Below are 15,806 nucleotides of genomic sequence, written 5' to 3'. Positions count from 1 at the left end.
GGCGGCCGCCGCGCCGGCCGCACCTGCCAAACCCGCTGCGCCGACGGCCGCCGACTGGCGCACGCCCGATCCCGCCAACGTGCTGGTGATCGACACGAACAAGGGCCGCGTGCTGGTGGAGATGATCCCGGAGGTGGCGCCCAATCACGTCACCCGCGTGCGTGATCTCGCCCACGACGGCTTCTACAACCGCCTGACGTTTTTCCGAGTGGTGGACGGCTTCATGGCCCAGACCGGGGACCCGGAGAACACCGGCTCCGGTGGTTCGCTGAAGCCGGACCTCGCCGCCGAATTCACCTTCCGCCGAGGCCCCGAGGCCGGGATGGTGGTGGCCGCCGATCAGACCGTCGCCGAGATCGGCTTCATCAAATCGCTGCCGGTGATGAGCCAGAGCTCGATGCTCGCGCCGATGACCACAGACGGCAAGGTCTCGGCCTGGGCCCTGTATTGCCCGGGCGTCGCGGCGATGGCGCGGGGAACCGAGGCCGACTCGGCCAACAGCCAGTTCTTCCTGATGCGCGACGGCTATCCTTCGCTTGAGAAGCGCTATACCGCCTGGGGCCGCGTGATCGTCGGCCAGGACGTGGTCCGGGCGATCAAGGTCGGCGAACCCGTAGCCGATCCGCAGGACCGCATGGACCGCGTGCGGGTCATGGCCGACATCCCCGAGGCCGAGCGCCCCAAGGTGCGGGTCATCGACCCGGCGAGCGCCTGGTTCAAGGCTGAGATCGCCTGGGTCCGGCACTCCAAGGGCGCCGACTTCACGGCGTGCGACATCGAAATTCCAGCGGAGGTTACCCAGTAATGGCCGACGATCCCGAGAACACCCTGATCCTGACGCTCGACACCGGGCCGGTGTCGATCCGCCTGCGCCCGGATCTGGCGCCCGGGCACGTCGCCCGGATCAAGGAACTGGCGCGTTCGGGCTTCTACGACGGCGTGGTGTTCCACCGGGTGATTCCGGGCTTCATGGCCCAGGGCGGCGATCCGACGGGACGCGGCAGCGGCGGCTCAGACAAGCCGGACCTGAAGCAGGAATTCTCCAAGGAGCCGCACGTGCGCGGCGTCTGCTCGATGGCGCGCACCTCGAACCCGGACTCGGCCAACAGCCAGTTCTTCATCTGCTTCGACGACGCCCGCTTCCTCGACAACCAGTACACGGTGTGGGGCGAAGTGACCGAGGGCATGGACAATGTCGACGCCTTGCCCAAGGGCGAGCCGCCGCGCGCGCCGGGCAAGATCGTCAGCGCGAAGGTCGCCGCCGACCTGTAGCCGGATCACGCGCCAGGGTGACGATCACCGGATAGTGGTCTGATCCCAGGCGCGGGCCACGCTTGACGCTCACCGTTCGCCATTCGCGCCCGGCGTAGACGTGGTCGATCGGTAGGAACGGGAAGGGGACCTTCGCCACCTGGCCGGTGACGTCCCTGGCTGGCCAGCTGAACACCGCGCGCGTGCGCCTGATCAAGCCCAGGTCGCGATCCATGCGGCGACGGGTGAACGACCACGGCGTCGAGTTGAAGTCTCCCGAAACGATCAGCGAACTGCGCGGGTAGGTGCTGAGCACCTTGCCGAGATTGGCGCCCTGGCGCTGCTGTAGACCGTTGGACGTCGGCCACGACAGGTGCACGCCGAACACCGTGAACGGCCCCTGTGCGGTCGCAAAGGTGACATAGGTCATCGCCGGCGACGGCCATGGACCCGGCAACCCGCCCCAGGCGACCGGCTGGGCGCGGGTGAGGATCGTCACAGAGCACCCATCGCAACTGACGTGGTAGTGGCCTCGGCGCAGCAGGGCGTCGCGAAAGCTTGCACGCGCTTCCTCAAGTACGATGACGTCGGCGTTCTGGGCGGCGATCCAGTCAGCGGTCCGCTCGACATCTGCATTGAACCACCAGACGTTGAATTGCAGCAGCTTCAACTGAAGCGGCGCCTTGGCGTCTGCGTGAGGTCCGGCGTCACGCAGGTACTCCGGCGCCATCAGCGATCCGGCGGCCAATGCGCCGACCAGGCCCAGCACCACCAGCGCACCGCGCAAGGCCCCCCGCGCCAGTACGACACCTGCCGCTACGACGCCCAAAGCCCCCGCCAGCCAAAACGGCGCGAAGTGGGCCAGCGCGTCGAGGCTGGCGCTCCATCGACCGCCCTGGGCGGCCAGCGCCGCGCCGGCGCAGACCAGCCCCAGCGGCAGGGCCAGTGCGACGCCGATCGTGCGGATCACCGTCAGGAGGATGGAGCGTAGCGACATGCCTGCGCTCTAGCACGGCGTGGCCTTGACGGGCGCCCGCGCACATGCGCTTGAGCCCGATCCATGCAGCTTGCCGATTTCGACTTCATACTGCCTGCGGAGCGCATCGCTCTGCGCCCGGCCGAACCGAGGGACTCCGCACGCCTGCTGGTGGTGCAGCCCGGCGAGGCGTTGGCTGATCGGCGGGTGGACGACCTCCCGGGCCTGCTCGCACCCGGCGATCTGCTGGTGCTCAACGACACCCGGGTGATCGCCGCGCGGCTGAAGGGCAAGCGGCATCGCGGCGACAGCGTGGTGGCGGTGGAGGCCACCCTGCACCGACGCCTGTCCGGCTCGCGCTGGACCGCGTTCATGAAGCCCGGCAAGCGGCTGGAGCCCGGCGACCGGGTGTCCTTCGGCGAGACCAACGACCGCGCCTGCCTGATAGGCGCGCTGGACGCCACGATCCATGCGAAGGGCGAGGGCGGCGAGGTGACGCTGGCCTTCGATCTGACGGGCGCCGATCTGGACGCGGCCATCGCCGAGCGTGGGGCCATGCCGCTGCCGCCTTACATCGCCGCGCGCCGCCCAGAGGACGAACGCGACCGCCGCGATTACCAGACGGTCTACGCCCAGACCGACGGCTCGGTCGCCGCGCCCACCGCTGGCCTGCATTTCACCCCGCAGCTGCTGGAGCACCTGGCCGAGCGCGGCGTGGAAAGCACCTTTGTCACCCTGCACGTGGGCGCAGGCACCTTCCTGCCGGTCAAGGAAGACGACATCGCCCTGCATCGCATGCACCCGGAGTACGGCGAGGTGTCGCAAGCCACAGCGGACGCGGTCAATCGGACGCGGGCTGCCGGCGGGCGGGTGGTCTGCGTCGGCACCACGTCCCTGCGGCTGCTGGAATCGGCGGCGGGTGAGGACCGACAGGTGCAGCCCTTCGCCGACGAGACCTCGATCTTCATCACGCCGGGCTATCGCTTCCGCGCGGCCGACGGTCTTATGACCAACTTCCATCTGCCGAAGTCGACGCTGTTCATGCTGGTCTGCGCCTTCGCTGGCCAGGATCGGATGCGCGACGCCTATGAGCACGCCATCGCCGAAGGCTATCGGTTCTATTCCTACGGCGACGCGAGCCTGCTCTGGCGGGCCGCCTGATGGGCGCCTTCCCATTCCGCATCGACGCCGTCGACGGCGCCGCGCGCACCGGCGTGCTGCAGACCCCGCGCGGCGCGATCCGCACCCCGGCCTTCATGCCGGTGGGCACGGCCGGGACGGTCAAGGCGCTGAGCGTCGATCAGGTGGCCTCCAGCGGCGCTGACATCATCCTGGGCAACACCTATCATCTGATGCTGCGACCCACCGCCGAGCGGGTGGCGCGGCTGGGCGGCCTGCACCGGTTCATGCGCTGGGAGGGGCCGATCCTCACGGACTCGGGCGGCTTCCAGGTGATGAGCCTGTCGAAGATCGCCAAGGTCAGGGAAGAGGCCGTGACCTTCCAGAGCCATATCGACGGCTCGCGCCACACGCTGTCGCCGGAGCGGTCCATCGAGATCCAGGCAGACCTGTTGGGCGCGGACATCTCCATGCAACTGGACGAGTGTGTCGCCTGGCCGGCGGAAGAGGCGCGCGCAGGTGAGGCGTTGCGGCTGTCGGCGCGATGGGGCGAACGCTGCAAGGCCGCATTCGGGGCGCGTGAGGCCCAGGCGTTGTTCGGCATCCAGCAGGGCTCGACCTTCGAGGCGCTGCGGCGTGAATCGTCAGAGCGGCTGATCGAGACCGGCTTCGACGGTTATGCGATCGGCGGCCTGGCGGTGGGCGAGGGTCATGCCGCCATGTGCGAGGTGCTGGACTATGCGCCGGCCATGCTGCCGCCGGAGCGTCCGCGTTACCTGATGGGGGTCGGCAAACCGATCGACATCGTCGAGGCGGTGGCCCGCGGCGTCGACATGTTCGACTGCGTACTGCCAACGCGCTCGGGCCGCCACGGCCAGGCCTGGACCTGGGAAGGTTCGGTGAACCTGAAGAATGCACGTTTTGCGGAAGACGATACGCCGCTTGACCCAAACGGCGGCTGTGCAGCTAGCACTGACTATTCAAAAGCTTATCTGCACCACTTGGTGAAGTCGCAGGAGATTCTGGGCCAGGTGCTGCTCTCCTGGCACAACCTGGCTTTCTTCCACCTCCTGACCAAGGCCTTGCGTGAGGCCATCGCCGAGGGCCGGCTGGACGCGTTCCGCCGCGACTTCGCCGCGCGTCAGCGGACGGGATAGCGGGGCTTCGGCTCCTGCTCGACAGGCGGCGTGCCGCTGAGCAGGTGCGACGGCGTCGCCGGCGGCTCGCATCCCTTGCTCTCGCCCAGACCCTTCAGATAGGCGCGACGCACCGCGCCTGCCATGATCGCCTGCGCCACAAGCTTGTCGTGCTGTTCGGCCCCGGTCAGCTTGCGGACCCAGCCGCGGAACGGGATCACGTCGGTGGTCAGACCGGCGATCGCCCCCAGCGCCGTCTCCCGACCCTTGACCATCATGCTGGCGTTCTCGATCGCGAGCAGATCGAGATCTTCGCCGAGCGCGTCGTTCAGCGGGGCGACGAGGGCGCGGAGCTCCTCGCATTCGCCGCTGGCGGGTCGCTGATAGGGATCGGCCTCGGCCTGCAGCAGCACGTCGGGGATCTTGGTGCGCAGCACGTTGACGTCTCGAAGCGGCGCAGCCAGCGCTCCCTGCAGGTTCTCGCGGTTGGCTTCGGACGTCGTCTGAATCTTCGCCGAGCCGTCAGCGCGCGTCGTCGTGCAGGCGCCCAGCAGCAGGATGGGCAGCAAGGCGGGCAGAAGGGTGAGAGTCACGAAACGCATCGGGAGCGATCCTATATCACTCCAGGCTAAACGCGCCCCGTGGCCCGCACGCTCCCGCGGCCTTGTTTCATCGGGGCCTGCTGGGTAAGGTCCGCGCCGCTTCGCCCGACGCAAACCATCGCGTCGCGCTGAGGGCCGGTAGCTCAGTGGTAGAGCACCCGACTTTTAATCGAGTGGTCGTGGGTTCGACCCCCACCCGGCCTACCAACATCGTCGCGGGCCGATGCGCCCCCGCGCCGCCGACCCCATATCTGCGGTCAGGAGGGCGTGCGCGTGATTTCCGAACAACCTGCGAACCCAAAGCTCCGCGTCGGCGCGGGCGTCGCCGTGGGCGTCACCGAGGCGATGATCCACGAGGTCGTCCATGCCTTCTACGCCCGAGTGCGCATCGATCCGGACCTCGGGCCGATCTTCGGCCGCGTGCTGGGCGACGACTGGAGCGAGCACCTGGCCAAGCTGTGCGATTTCTGGTCGTCGGTGCTGCTGCGCACCGCGCGCTATGAGGGATCGCCGATGGTGGCCCACGTTGCGGTGGGCGGCATCGAGGCGAAGCACTTCGCGCGCTGGCTGGAGCTGTTCCACGAGACGGTGCGCCGGCTCTGCCCGACTGACGCCGCGGCCCTGTTCGTTGCGCGTTCGGAGCTGATCGCCCAGAGCCTCAAGCTGGGCATCGCGGTCAGTCGCGGCGAGTTCCCACCGGTCGACACCCCTTGAGGCCAGCCGCCACACCCCTGGAACGTTTATGTCCGCAGGCCTATCTTAAGGTTGCCCCCGCCTCGCGGATGAACGGGGGGCGGGCGGCGCCGGCGAGGGCGCCTCGTCGGCTGATCCGGTAGGAAGCCGCCATGAACCCCTATTCCGAACTTGAGGCCGTCCTTCGCGAGATGAGGACCCTGTTCGAGCACCCGATGGACGCCGGACCGCACGATCCGGCCCGCTCCTGGGCGCCGCCTCCCGCACTGGCCGAAAGGTTCGACAAGCTCGCAGATAAGATCCGCGCCTTCGAAAAGCAGCGCGAATTCGAGAGCCATCTCCACGACCTCGCGCCCGGCCAGGAAGCGATGTCGCCGCTGCTGGGTTGGGACGCCCACAAATCCTGACACTAGCGGGTGATCTGCCCCGCGCACCGGCTAACCTCGGCGTAGGACGACTCGGATACCCAGCCGTCGGCCGCGCCCGCAGGACCCTTCGTGATCACGATCCGCCCCTATCGACCTGCGGATGCGCCCGCGCTGGCCGCCTTATTCTTCGCCTCGGTCCGCCAAGCGGGCCTGCGCGATTACAGTCGTGCGCAGGTCGAGGCGTGGGCGCCGGAGCCGCCGGACCCGCGGTCGTTCGAGCGCCGTGCCGCCAAACGGTTGAGCTTCCTCGTAGCGACGGGCGAGGCCGATGGGCCTGTCGGCTACATCGACCTCGAAGCCGACGGTCACATCGATCACATGTATCTTCGGCCTGAATTCGTGGGGAAGGGCGTGGGCTCCCAGCTCTACGACGCCCTTGAGACGGCGGCGCGGACGCACGGCGTCTACCGCCTCTATGTGGAGGCCAGCGAGGCGGCGCGCCGGATGTTTCTGCGCAAGGGGTTTCAGGTCGTCGCGCGTCGGGATTTCGCGGTGCGCGGCGTTGCGATCCACAATTATGCGATGGAGAAGGATCTGGAGACACCCTGACCCTAGCAGCGGCGCCGAGGCAAATGGGGATCAAGTCGACGGCGATCGGGCGGGCTCGAAGTGTCACCGCGCTGGGCAGCGGCATGGTCGGGACGTTCGACGCCGAGTGGATACACACTAGCGACGGTTGGTGCATCGACCCTTTCGGCATGCAGGCCTTCCCACCGCTCAGCGGCCGACGCTGATCCAGCTTTCGCGGGAGGCTCCGCAGAAAATCTCTATTGTCGATAGACGAACTAGGGATTAGCGGGAGGCGAGCTGGCGGACAGGGGGCTGACGCTTTCCTGGCGCGCGGGCGTTTTCGTGTCGAACAGGGCCAGCGCCGCTTTTTCCATGACCGCCCCGACTGATCGCGACATCGTGGCGAACGCGCCTCAGCGCACGGCCGTGCAGGCCGCCCCCCGGCGTGGCTGGACCTGGCGCAGGCGCTCGGCCATCCCGGGCTTCGGCCTGACCATGGGCGTCACCCTCGCCATCCTGTCCTGCATCGTGCTGATCCCGCTGTCGGCGGTGATCCTCAGGTCAGCGGGGCAGGGGCCGGCGGATTTCCTATCGGCGGCCTTCTCGGAACGGGCATTCACGGCGTATCGACTGTCGTTCGGGGCCGCGCTGGTGGCGGCCTTGATCAACGGCCTGTTCGGCCTTCCGACGGCCTGGGCGATGGTGCGCTACCAGTTTCCCGGCAAGGCGGCGGTCAATGCGATCATCGACCTGCCCTTCGCGCTTCCCACCGCGGTGGCCGGCATCGCGCTGGCAAGCCTCTATGCGGAGAACGGCTGGGTCGGGGGCCTGCTGGCGCCGCTGGGCGTCAAGGTCGCCTATACGCCGCTCGGCGTGATCATCGCGCTGACCTTCATCGGCCTGCCGTTCGTGGTGCGCACGCTGGAGCCGGTGATGCGCGATCTCTCGCATGACGTGGAAGAGGCCGCGGCCAGTCTGGGCGCGAGCCGCCTCGACACGATCCTGCGCGTGATCATGCCGTCGCTGGCGCCCGCCTGGGTCACCGGATTCGCCATGGCCTTCGCCCGCGGCGTCGGCGAGTACGGCTCGGTGATCTTCATCGCCGGCAACATGCCCTACAAGTCGGAGATCGCGCCGCTGCTGATCATCATCGAGCTGGAGCAGTACGACTACGCGGGGGCCGCGGCGATCGCAGTCGTCATGCTGCTGGTTTCGTTCGCCATGCTGTTCGTGATCAACGCCATCCAGGCCTATGCGAGGCGCTTCGCATGAAGCGCGCGACAGCGAGGCTCGCCACCGAAGAACCGGCATGGATCAAGGCGCTGATCCTGGCGGTGGTGGCGACGTTCCTGGTGCTGGTGCTGATCCTGCCCATGGTCACGGTGTTCGTCGAGGCGCTGCGGCGTGGCGTCGGCCCGGCGCTGGAGGCGATCCGCGAGCCCGACGCCGTAGCGGCGATGAAGCTGACGCTGCTGACAGCAGCGATCGCCGTGCCCTTCAACGCCTTCTTCGGCATCTGCGCCGCCTGGGCGGTCGCCAAACACGAGTTCCGCTTCAAGCCATTCCTGATCACCCTTATCGACTTGCCGTTTTCGGTGTCGCCGGTGGTCGCGGGGCTGATCTACGTGCTGGTGTTCGGCGCGCAGGGTTGGTTCGGCGACTGGCTGATCGACCACGACATCAAGGTCATCTTCGCCACGCCTGGCATCGTGCTGGCGACGGTGTTCGTGACCTTCCCCTTCGTCGCGCGCGAACTGATCCCGCTGATGCAGGAACAGGGCGTCGACGAGGAGGAGGCGGCGGTCTCGCTGGGCGCGTCGGGCCTACGCACGTTCTGGAGTGTGACAGCCCCCAATATCCGCTGGGCGCTGCTCTACGGGATGCTGCTGTGCAACGCCCGCGCCATGGGCGAGTTCGGCGCAGTGTCGGTGGTCTCCGGCCACATCCGCGGCTTGACCAACACCATGCCGCTGCACGTGGAGATCCTCTACAACGAGTACAATTTCGTCGGCGCCTTCGCCGTGGCCGGCGTTCTGTGCGGCCTGGCGGTGGTGACCCTGACGCTGAAGACCCTGCTAGAAGTCGCCCAGCCGCACGGCCGGGTTGGCCATTGACCGGTAGCCCGCACCCCTCATGACCATCACCGCTCGCGACATCGAAAAGACCTTCGACCGCTACCCTGCGCTCAATGGCGTCACCCTTGAGATCGCAGAGGGCGAGCTGCTGGCGCTGCTGGGTCCGTCGGGCTCGGGCAAGACGACCCTGCTGCGACTGATCGCCGGCCTCGAATTCCCCGAGAAGGGCCAGATCCTGTTCGACGATCAGGACATGACCCTGGCCGGCGCCGCCGATCGTCGGGTCGGCTTCGTGTTCCAACAGTACGCCCTGTTCCGCCACATGACTGTGGCGCGCAACGTCGCCTTCGGTCTCGACGTGCGAAAGCGCGCCCAGCGCCCGCCCAAGGAAGAGATCCTGAAGCGCGTCGACGAGCTGCTGAAGCTCGTGGAGCTGGACGGCCTGGGCAAGCGCTTCCCCAATCAGCTTTCCGGCGGCCAGCGTCAGCGCGTCGCGCTGGCCCGGGCCCTGGCGGTGAATCCGCGCGTGCTGCTGCTCGACGAGCCGTTCGGGGCGCTGGACGCCACGGTGCGCAAGTCGCTGCGCAAGGAGCTGCGTCGCATCCACGACGCCACTGGCGTAACCACAATCTTCGTCACCCATGACCAGGAAGAGGCGCTTGAGCTGGCCGACCGCGTGGCGATCCTGAACCTCGGACGCATCGAACAGGTGGGGACGCCGACAGAAGTCTATGACGCGCCCAGCGGTCCGTTCGTCTGCGGCTTCGTCGGCGCCGCCAATCGGTTCGAGGGCGACGTTCAGGCCGAGCGCTTCACGGGCGGAGGCCTCACGCTGGCCGCGACGGGCGTCCCAAATGGTCCAGCAACCGGCTTCGTGCGCCCGCACGACCTGGTGCCCGCCGCGAACGGTGACGGCTTCGACGTGGTGGCCCACCGGGTCACAGCCCAAGGGCCGGTCGTGCACATTGAGGGTTTGACGCTGGCGGGCCTGCCGTTCGAGGCCCATTTCGCGCGGGAGAATGCGCAGGGCCTTGCGCCCGGAGCCAGGCTGCGACTGGCGCCCAGCAAGGCCTACGTCTTTCCCGCGTAAGTCGGACAAACTCGACTTTAACGTGCGATTTACCCGGCGCGGCGATAGGTCGCGCATGACTGGCGCGCCCTCCATGAAGTCTCTCATTGAAAAGACGGCTCGGCGCGCGCCGTGGGTCAAGCTCGCGTTCCTCGCGCCAGCCATGCTCTTGCTAGGCGCGGGCCTGAACCTGTGGATCGAGCACGCAAGGATGGGCGAAGCGCTGCAACGCGCCGCACGGGACGGTTTGGATGCCGCAGCCTCGGCCGCCGACGAAGCCAGCGCCCAAAGACTGGCGCGCGCGGCCGTCGATCACGCCCTGCAGCAGTCACATCTGCGCACGGACGCCGCCGACGTGCTGCTCCTCCGCGGGGACAGCGAACTGACATTGCAATTGGCCTATGACGATGCGGATCGGCGTGGCGAGCCCCTCGCCAAGGTGATCCCCACGCCGCCCAGCAGCATCGTTCGTATAGCGAGCCTGCACCTCGGCGGCCGCTGAGCGCCTACTGTTGCTGTTGCTGTTGCTGGTCGTAGGAGAGGCCGCCGACCGGACCGCGACGCCTGCCATCGCGTGACGCCGTGGTCTGGGCCGCCCGCATGAATTCGGGCTCGGTGACCGCGGCGCGGGCCCGGCGCACCGAGACGCCCACCGCCAGCTGGCTGTCGGCCTCGCCCTTATAGACCCCGCGCGAGGGCGGCACGTCGGCGTAGTCGCGGCCGATGGCGCAGGCCACGTGGCGCTCGCCCGCGGCGATGTTGTTGGTCGGGTCCAGGCCTACCCAGCGCACGCTCGGCATGAACACCTCGACCCAGGCGTGCGTGGCGTCGGGATCGGAGCGGTCGCCGCCGCTGCGATCGGTGAACAGGTAGCCCGAGACGTAGCGCGCCGGGATTCCCCACGACCGGCAGATGGCGATCATGATGTGGGCGAAGTCCTGGCAGACGCCGCCGCGGGCCGCCAGGGCGACATCGATCGAACTGTCGGCGTCGGTGGCGTCCGGATCGTAGGCGAAGGCCTCGTAGATCACCTGCGACAGGGCCCGGACCGCGGTCAGCGGATCGCGGGCTTTCAACCGGTCTAGCTGGTGCTCTTCAATAAACGCCTCGAGCGCCGGCGTCGGCACGGCGAATCCGTGCGGATACAGGAAGTCGAAGTTCTCGCCGCGGACGAATTCACCGCGCAACCGATCCCACTCGCCCATGTCGAGCGCTTCGGGCAGCGCAGGCGGCGGCTGGGTCTCGATCGCCGAACGCGCCTGGATGGTCAGGCGGTCGTGCGGCTGGGGGACGTCGAAGTGGTAGACGGCGTTGCCGAACGGGTCGGCGTAGGAGAACAGCTGGGCCGGCGGGTCGAGGTCGAGCTCGAAGCTCACCAGCCGCTGATGCGAGCCCTTCTGCGGCTGCATCCACAGCTCCATGACGCTTTCCCGGACGTCGTCGTCGTAGTGGTACTGGGTGACGTGGCGGATCTCGAGGAGCAAGGCTTGGGTCCTTCGACGAGGGTCTTTAGGCGGGCAGTCGCAGCTCGAGGGGATATGCCACGAAGGTTTCGTAGAGTCCCCGATGGATCGCCGCGCATTCGTCCAGGATGCTGGACAGGAAGGCGCTGACGCCGCTGGCCTCGAGCTCATCCATGTCGGCGTATTGCAGCCGCGCCTTCAGCCGCCCGGCAAGGCGCTCAGGCCCCACCTGACCGGGAACATCCATGTGCCGGGTCAGGCTGGAGAGATGCTCTTCGATCCGCGAGGTGCAGAAACGGATCGAACGCGGGAATTCCTCGTCGAGCAGCAGGAATTCCTGGATGAAACGCGGCTGGATGTCGGCGGTGTAGACCCGCAGATAGGGCTCCAGCGCGCAGCTCATGCGCAGCAGGCTGGTCAGGGCGAAGTGGTCGGTGATCGGCCCGCGGCGCGCATCGCCGAAGCAGACCTCCAGCAGCCGTCCGATCAGCTGGGCGCGTTCGAGGTAGACGCCCAGCAACAGGAAGCGCCAGCCCTCGCCATGGCTCATGGTGGCGTCGGCCGCCCCCTTGAACAGATGTAGGTCGGCGATCGCTTCGTGCAGGAAAGTCGACGAGCCGTCGGCGAAGGCCTTGTCGGCGCTGGGTCCGGTCAGGCGCAGGTACAGCAGGTTCAGCCGCTCCCACGTCTCGGTGGTGATCTGGTCGCGCACCTGGCGGGCGTTCTCGCGCGCCTTGGCCAGCGATGAGGTGATCGAGCCGGCGTCCTCGCGGTCCAGCGCCAGGGCGAGTGCGGCCTGATAGGGGTTGGCTGCCTTGGACGGGTCGGGTTCGCCCACCGCGGCGATGGCGATCTGCGCCACCTCATAGGCTGCTTCCGTGCGGTCGAGCGTGGCGTTGAGCATCACGTCGGAAAGCCGCGCCATGTGCTCGGCGCGTTCGATGTAGCGGCCGATCCAGTAGAGACTGTCGGCGACACGGGCGAGCATCATGGGCGCAGCTCCCCGGCGTCGTCGAGCACCCAGGTGTCTTTGGAGCCCCCGCCCTGGCTGGAATTCACCACCAACGAGCCCTTGCGCAGGGCGACGCGGGTGAGGGCCCCGGGCGTGACGGTGATCTTGTCGCCGCACAGGATGAACGGACGCAGGTCCACGTGGCGCGGCTCGATCGTCTGGTCGACCAGGCACGGCGCGGTGGATAGTTGGATGGTCGGCTGGGCGATGTAGTTGGCGGGATCGGCCTTCAGCGCGTCGGCGAACTCCTCGCGCTGGGCCTGGGTGGAGTGGGGGCCGACCAGCATGCCGTAGCCGCCGGACGCGCCAACCGCCTTGACCACCAGCTTGTCGAGATTGGCCAGCACGTAGCTGAGCTGCGACGGGTCGCGGCAGAGGTAGGTCTCGATGTTTGGCAGGATCGCGTCCTCGCCCAGGTAGTAGCGGATGATCTCCGGCACATAGGCGTAGACCGCCTTGTCGTCGGCGACCCCGGTGCCGGGTGCATTGCAGATCACCACCGCGCCGGCGCGGTAGGCGTTGAACAGGCCCGCCGCGCCCAGCCCGGAATCTCGACGGAAGGTGAGGGGATCGATGAAGTCGTCGTCGACCCGGCGATAGATCACGTCGACGCGGCGCAGGCCCGTGGTGGTGCGCATGTAGACGCGGTTGTCGTGGACCACCAGATCGCGCCCCTCGACCAGCGGCGCGCCCATCAGGCGGGCGAGGTAGGCGTGCTCGAAATAGGCGGAGTTGTAGACGCCCGGCGTCAGCACCACGACCTGCGGGTCGGGCCGCCAGTCGGCCGCCATGCTCTTCAAGGTCGCCAGCAGCAGGTCGGGATAGCGGTCGATGGAGCGCACGCCGGCGCCGCGGAACGTACCCGGGAACACCCGCTTCGACGCCTCGCGATTGGCCAGCATGTAGGAGACGCCCGAGGGCACCCGCAGATTGTCCTCCAGCACGGCGAAGGAACCGTCCGGCTGGCGGATGAGGTCGCTGCCGCAGACATTGGCGAAGGCCTGGTGCGGCACGAACAGGTGCTGCATCTCGCGTCGGTACGACGGGGCCTGCAGCACCAGCTCGCGCGGAACGACGCCGTCCATCAGGATCTGCTGGTCGCCGTAGATGTCGGCCAGGAACATATTCAGCGCGCGCAGGCGCTGGGTCAGTCCACGCTCGATCTTGGTCCATTCGTCGGACGGGATGATTCGCGGCAGCAGGTCGGTGGGAATGATCCGCTCGGTGGAGCTTTCGCCGCCGTAAACCGTGAAGGTGATGCCCTGGAGCAGAAAGAACCGCTCCAGCGTGCGCTGGCGTTCGGAAAGCTCCTGGGCGCCCAGGGTCGACAGCCGGTTGGCCAGCGCCGCGTAGTGTGGGCGTACATCCTGAGCGGGGGTGAGCATCTCGTCGTAGGGCGCGACCGCCGGCTCCATAAGACGGGCCTCTTCGGCGACCTGTTCCGGTCCTACGCTCAACGCCACACCAGCCTCGTCTCTCATGTCCATCGGCGCATTCTGCGGGCGAATACGTCCGCCGAAGCCACGCCATTCGATGCGACCTGCACGCAGGCGTCCCGACTGCCCGACATTTGGGCAAAGTTCGCACCGCATGGAAAGCAGCTTGAGCGAATGGGCGCTTTTCACGAGCGTCGTGCGGCGTGGTGACATGCTGCGCGACCGCCGTTACACCCCGACGTCGGGGGCGGCAGGGAAACACGCGTGGGACGCATCGTCTTCGCCGCGGCCGCATGCGCGGTCCTGTGCTTCAGCGGGGCTGCGCCGGCGCGTGGGGCCGAGCCGCGCGCGCGGGTCGACGGCGAGATGGACTCATCGCTACGCACCGCGATCGTCAAGGCCATCGGCGAGACCGACCGTCCGTTGCTCAACCGGTTCGAGGCCAGGCGTCGAGCGCGCGAGGCGGCGGAGGACGCGGTCGCCGTGCTGCGCTCCGAAGGCTACTACGGCTACGAGGCGATCCCGGACGTCGGCGAGGGCGACGCGCCGACGCCGGTGGTCAAGGTGACGCCAGGCGAACGCTTCGTGATCGCCGATCCGAAGGTCGACTGGACCGCGCCCGAGCCCAGCGCGCCGGTGCGCGCCTTGGGCGAAGCCGCCATGGGCCTGAAGGAGGGCGAGCCCGGCCGCGCGGCCGACGTGGTCGCCGCCGAGGGCCGGGTGGTCGCTACGGTGCAGAAGCAGGGCTACGCCGATGTCGCCGCTGCGCCCCGCGAAGTCATCGTCGACCATGCCGACCACACCGTGCGGCCGACCTTTCGGATCGTCGCCGGCGAACTGGTGCGGTTGGGCGGCCTGGACCTCACGGGTGCGCGCGGCCGCACCGACCCCGACTGGCTGCGACGCCTTGCGCCGTGGCGCGCCGGCAAGGTCTACGATCCGGAGGATGTCGCCGAGCTCGAGCGCCGGCTGCTCGACACCGGGGTCTACGAGTCGGTCACCGTAGGGCTGGCCCCGAAAGAGAGCACCACGACAGACGGGCTGCGCCCGATCATCGTCAGCCTCGCCGACCGCAAGCGCCGCACGCTGGAGGCCGGCGCCAGTTACTCCACCAGCGAGGGCGTCGGGCTGGATGCACGCTGGACGCGGTACAACGTCTTCGGCCGCGCCGACACCCAGTCGCTGAGCGGACGGCTGTCCAACATCGACAGCCGGCTGGCCGCCGAGGTCGCCCTGCCGCACTGGCGCAGGCCGGCGCAGACGCTGAAGCTGGGCGCCGCGGCCTACAGCACCCGCACCGACGCCTATGACGAGAAGGGCGTGGGCGTCCGCGCCGACCTGCAGAGGCGCTACGGCAAGACATCCTATCTGACCGTCGGCGGTTCGCTGGACTTCAGCCGGACCGACGAGCGGCGTCCTGGCACGCTGACGCCGCTCGGGCGCGACCTGTTCGCGATCGCAGGCCTCGCCGACCTGTCCCTGGATCGCTCCGACGATCCGCTGAATCCGCGCCGCGGCTGGCGGGTTGGCATGCGGCTGGAGCCCACGCTGCTGACCGGCGAGACGACCTTGCCGTACCTGGAGACCGTGGCCCTGGCATCGGTCTATCTTCCGCTGGGCGAAGCGGCGCGGACGGTCGTGGCTGCGCGGGTGCGGGCCGGTGCGATGGTCGGCGGCTCGATCCCCGAGATTCCGGCGTCGCGGCGGTTCTTCGCCGGCGGCGGCGGGTCGGTCCGCGGCTATGGCTACCAGGCGGTGGGCCCGAGGCTCTCGGACAACACGCCGCAGGGCGGCGTCTCGCTGTTGGAGACCGCGTTCGAGGTGCGTCACAACCTGACACGCCGCTGGGGCGTGGTGGCGTTCGTCGACGCCGGAGCGGTGGGCAGCGATCCCTATCCCAGCGGCAAGGACCTGAGCGTCGGCGCAGGCTTCGGCGTTCGCTACGACCTGGGGTTCGGACCGATCCGCGCCGACATCGCCGTGCCGCTGGAAAAACGCCAGGGTGATGCGCCCTTCCAGATCTACATCAGCATCGG

The 15,806-nt window shown here is 68.3% G+C and carries 17 protein-coding genes and 1 tRNA gene; 13 read left to right on the top strand and 5 right to left on the bottom strand.

The annotated features are described in order from the left end of the window. Together Q8M88_RS08785 and Q8M88_RS08780 are read left to right on the top strand one after the other, a co-directional pair. On the top strand, positions 1 to 805 hold an 805-nt coding region (locus Q8M88_RS08785; protein ID WP_305596451.1), incomplete at its 5' end, for a peptidylprolyl isomerase. Further along, complete coding sequence (locus tag Q8M88_RS08780) at positions 805 to 1,272, top strand: peptidylprolyl isomerase (RefSeq protein ID WP_305596449.1); 468 nt, start codon at positions 805 to 807, stop codon at positions 1,270 to 1,272. The genes Q8M88_RS08785 and Q8M88_RS08780, both read left to right, overlap by 1 nt. On the opposite strand, the gene Q8M88_RS08775 is transcribed toward Q8M88_RS08780, so the two are convergent. Beyond that, positions 1,244 to 2,248 carry an endonuclease/exonuclease/phosphatase family protein gene (locus Q8M88_RS08775; RefSeq protein WP_305596447.1) on the bottom strand — a complete coding sequence of 335 codons (1,005 nt, stop codon included), beginning with the start codon at positions 2,246 to 2,248 and terminating at the stop codon, positions 1,244 to 1,246. The two genes, Q8M88_RS08780 and Q8M88_RS08775, sit on opposite strands and share 29 nt — an antisense overlap. A gap of 63 nt (positions 2,249 to 2,311) precedes the next feature. On the opposite strand from Q8M88_RS08775, the gene queA reads away from it, so the two are divergent. After that, a complete protein-coding gene (gene queA, locus Q8M88_RS08770; protein WP_305596445.1) occupies positions 2,312 to 3,388 on the top strand; it encodes a tRNA preQ1(34) S-adenosylmethionine ribosyltransferase-isomerase QueA in 1,077 nt (358 codons plus the stop codon). Next, a complete protein-coding gene (gene tgt / locus Q8M88_RS08765; protein ID WP_305596443.1) occupies positions 3,388 to 4,503 on the top strand; it encodes a tRNA guanosine(34) transglycosylase Tgt in 1,116 nt (371 codons plus the stop codon). The genes queA and tgt overlap by 1 nt, the downstream gene beginning before the upstream one ends. On the opposite strand, the gene Q8M88_RS08760 is transcribed toward tgt, so the two are convergent. Next, a complete protein-coding gene (locus Q8M88_RS08760) occupies positions 4,488 to 5,084 on the bottom strand; it encodes a hypothetical protein (protein WP_305596441.1) in 597 nt (198 codons plus the stop codon). The two genes, tgt and Q8M88_RS08760, sit on opposite strands and share 16 nt — an antisense overlap. Positions 5,085 to 5,216: 132 nt before the next feature. On the opposite strand from Q8M88_RS08760, the gene Q8M88_RS08755 reads away from it, so the two are divergent. The 8 genes from Q8M88_RS08755 (at position 5,217) to Q8M88_RS08720 (ending at position 10,361) form a co-directional block, all read left to right on the top strand. Next, positions 5,217 to 5,291, top strand: a tRNA-Lys gene (locus Q8M88_RS08755). 66 nt (positions 5,292 to 5,357) lie between these two features. After that, a complete protein-coding gene (locus tag Q8M88_RS08750) occupies positions 5,358 to 5,798 on the top strand; it encodes a group III truncated hemoglobin (RefSeq protein ID WP_305596439.1) in 441 nt (146 codons plus the stop codon). Between the two features lie 131 nt (positions 5,799 to 5,929). Continuing rightward, on the top strand, positions 5,930 to 6,184 hold the full coding sequence (locus Q8M88_RS08745) for a hypothetical protein (protein WP_305596437.1): 255 nt from the start codon (positions 5,930 to 5,932) through the stop codon (positions 6,182 to 6,184). A gap of 90 nt (positions 6,185 to 6,274) precedes the next feature. Next, positions 6,275 to 6,754 (top strand): GNAT family N-acetyltransferase, encoded by a 480-nt coding sequence (locus Q8M88_RS08740; RefSeq protein ID WP_305596435.1) that lies wholly within the window; start codon positions 6,275 to 6,277, stop codon positions 6,752 to 6,754. Positions 6,755 to 7,087: 333 nt separating this feature from the next. After that, complete coding sequence (gene cysT / locus Q8M88_RS08735; protein ID WP_305596433.1) at positions 7,088 to 7,987, top strand: sulfate ABC transporter permease subunit CysT; 900 nt, start codon at positions 7,088 to 7,090, stop codon at positions 7,985 to 7,987. Continuing rightward, positions 7,984 to 8,829: a sulfate ABC transporter permease subunit CysW gene (cysW, locus tag Q8M88_RS08730; RefSeq protein WP_305596432.1), complete on the top strand. Its 846-nt coding sequence runs from the start codon at positions 7,984 to 7,986 to the stop codon at positions 8,827 to 8,829. The genes cysT and cysW overlap by 4 nt, the downstream gene beginning before the upstream one ends. A gap of 19 nt (positions 8,830 to 8,848) precedes the next feature. Further along, positions 8,849 to 9,880: a sulfate/molybdate ABC transporter ATP-binding protein gene (locus Q8M88_RS08725; protein ID WP_305596430.1), complete on the top strand. Its 1,032-nt coding sequence runs from the start codon at positions 8,849 to 8,851 to the stop codon at positions 9,878 to 9,880. A gap of 55 nt (positions 9,881 to 9,935) precedes the next feature. Further along, the gene (locus Q8M88_RS08720; RefSeq protein ID WP_305596429.1) at positions 9,936 to 10,361 is read left to right on the top strand and encodes a hypothetical protein; all 426 of its coding nucleotides are present in this window, start codon (positions 9,936 to 9,938) and stop codon (positions 10,359 to 10,361) included. A gap of 4 nt (positions 10,362 to 10,365) precedes the next feature. On the opposite strand, the gene Q8M88_RS08715 is transcribed toward Q8M88_RS08720, so the two are convergent. From Q8M88_RS08715 to Q8M88_RS08705, 3 genes are read right to left on the bottom strand one after another with little or no spacing between them, the layout of a single operon-like run. Then, positions 10,366 to 11,343 carry a transglutaminase family protein gene (locus Q8M88_RS08715; protein ID WP_305596427.1) on the bottom strand — a complete coding sequence of 326 codons (978 nt, stop codon included), beginning with the start codon at positions 11,341 to 11,343 and terminating at the stop codon, positions 10,366 to 10,368. Between the two features lie 25 nt (positions 11,344 to 11,368). Then, a complete protein-coding gene (locus Q8M88_RS08710) occupies positions 11,369 to 12,313 on the bottom strand; it encodes an alpha-E domain-containing protein (protein ID WP_305596425.1) in 945 nt (314 codons plus the stop codon). Beyond that, positions 12,310 to 13,749 carry a circularly permuted type 2 ATP-grasp protein gene (locus Q8M88_RS08705; protein ID WP_305596453.1) on the bottom strand — a complete coding sequence of 480 codons (1,440 nt, stop codon included), beginning with the start codon at positions 13,747 to 13,749 and terminating at the stop codon, positions 12,310 to 12,312. The genes Q8M88_RS08710 and Q8M88_RS08705 overlap by 4 nt, the downstream gene beginning before the upstream one ends. Before the next feature lie 285 nt (positions 13,750 to 14,034). On the opposite strand from Q8M88_RS08705, the gene Q8M88_RS08700 reads away from it, so the two are divergent. Then, positions 14,035 to 15,806: autotransporter assembly complex family protein (locus tag Q8M88_RS08700; protein WP_305596423.1), on the top strand; the 1,772-nt coding region annotated here is incomplete at its 3' end.

This window comes from Phenylobacterium sp. (assembly GCF_030693805.1).
In the GTDB taxonomy this organism is placed as follows: Bacteria; Pseudomonadota; Alphaproteobacteria; order Caulobacterales; family Caulobacteraceae; genus Phenylobacterium.
Note: the sequence above shows the minus strand (reverse complement) of the source record. Positions and strands in the feature narration are given on the sequence as shown.

Excerpts from the sequence above, each read along its gene's own strand:
- Q8M88_RS08760 (WP_305596441.1), bottom strand. The coding sequence starts at position 5,084 with ATGCGTTTCGTGACTCTCACCCTTCTGCCCGCCTTGCTGCCCATCCTG.
- cysW (WP_305596432.1), top strand. The coding sequence starts at position 7,984 with ATGAAGCGCGCGACAGCGAGGCTCGCCACCGAAGAACCGGCATGGATC.
- Q8M88_RS08705 (WP_305596453.1), bottom strand. The coding sequence starts at position 13,749 with ATGGAGCCGGCGGTCGCGCCCTACGACGAGATGCTCACCCCCGCTCAG.
- Q8M88_RS08775 (WP_305596447.1), bottom strand. The coding sequence starts at position 2,248 with ATGTCGCTACGCTCCATCCTCCTGACGGTGATCCGCACGATCGGCGTC.
- Q8M88_RS08720 (WP_305596429.1), top strand. The coding sequence starts at position 9,936 with ATGACTGGCGCGCCCTCCATGAAGTCTCTCATTGAAAAGACGGCTCGG.
- Q8M88_RS08780 (WP_305596449.1), top strand. The coding sequence starts at position 805 with ATGGCCGACGATCCCGAGAACACCCTGATCCTGACGCTCGACACCGGG.
- Q8M88_RS08725 (WP_305596430.1), top strand. The coding sequence starts at position 8,849 with ATGACCATCACCGCTCGCGACATCGAAAAGACCTTCGACCGCTACCCT.
- tgt (WP_305596443.1), top strand. The coding sequence starts at position 3,388 with ATGGGCGCCTTCCCATTCCGCATCGACGCCGTCGACGGCGCCGCGCGC.
- Q8M88_RS08710 (WP_305596425.1), bottom strand. The coding sequence starts at position 12,313 with ATGATGCTCGCCCGTGTCGCCGACAGTCTCTACTGGATCGGCCGCTAC.
- cysT (WP_305596433.1), top strand. The coding sequence starts at position 7,088 with ATGACCGCCCCGACTGATCGCGACATCGTGGCGAACGCGCCTCAGCGC.
- queA (WP_305596445.1), top strand. The coding sequence starts at position 2,312 with ATGCAGCTTGCCGATTTCGACTTCATACTGCCTGCGGAGCGCATCGCT.
- Q8M88_RS08745 (WP_305596437.1), top strand. The coding sequence starts at position 5,930 with ATGAACCCCTATTCCGAACTTGAGGCCGTCCTTCGCGAGATGAGGACC.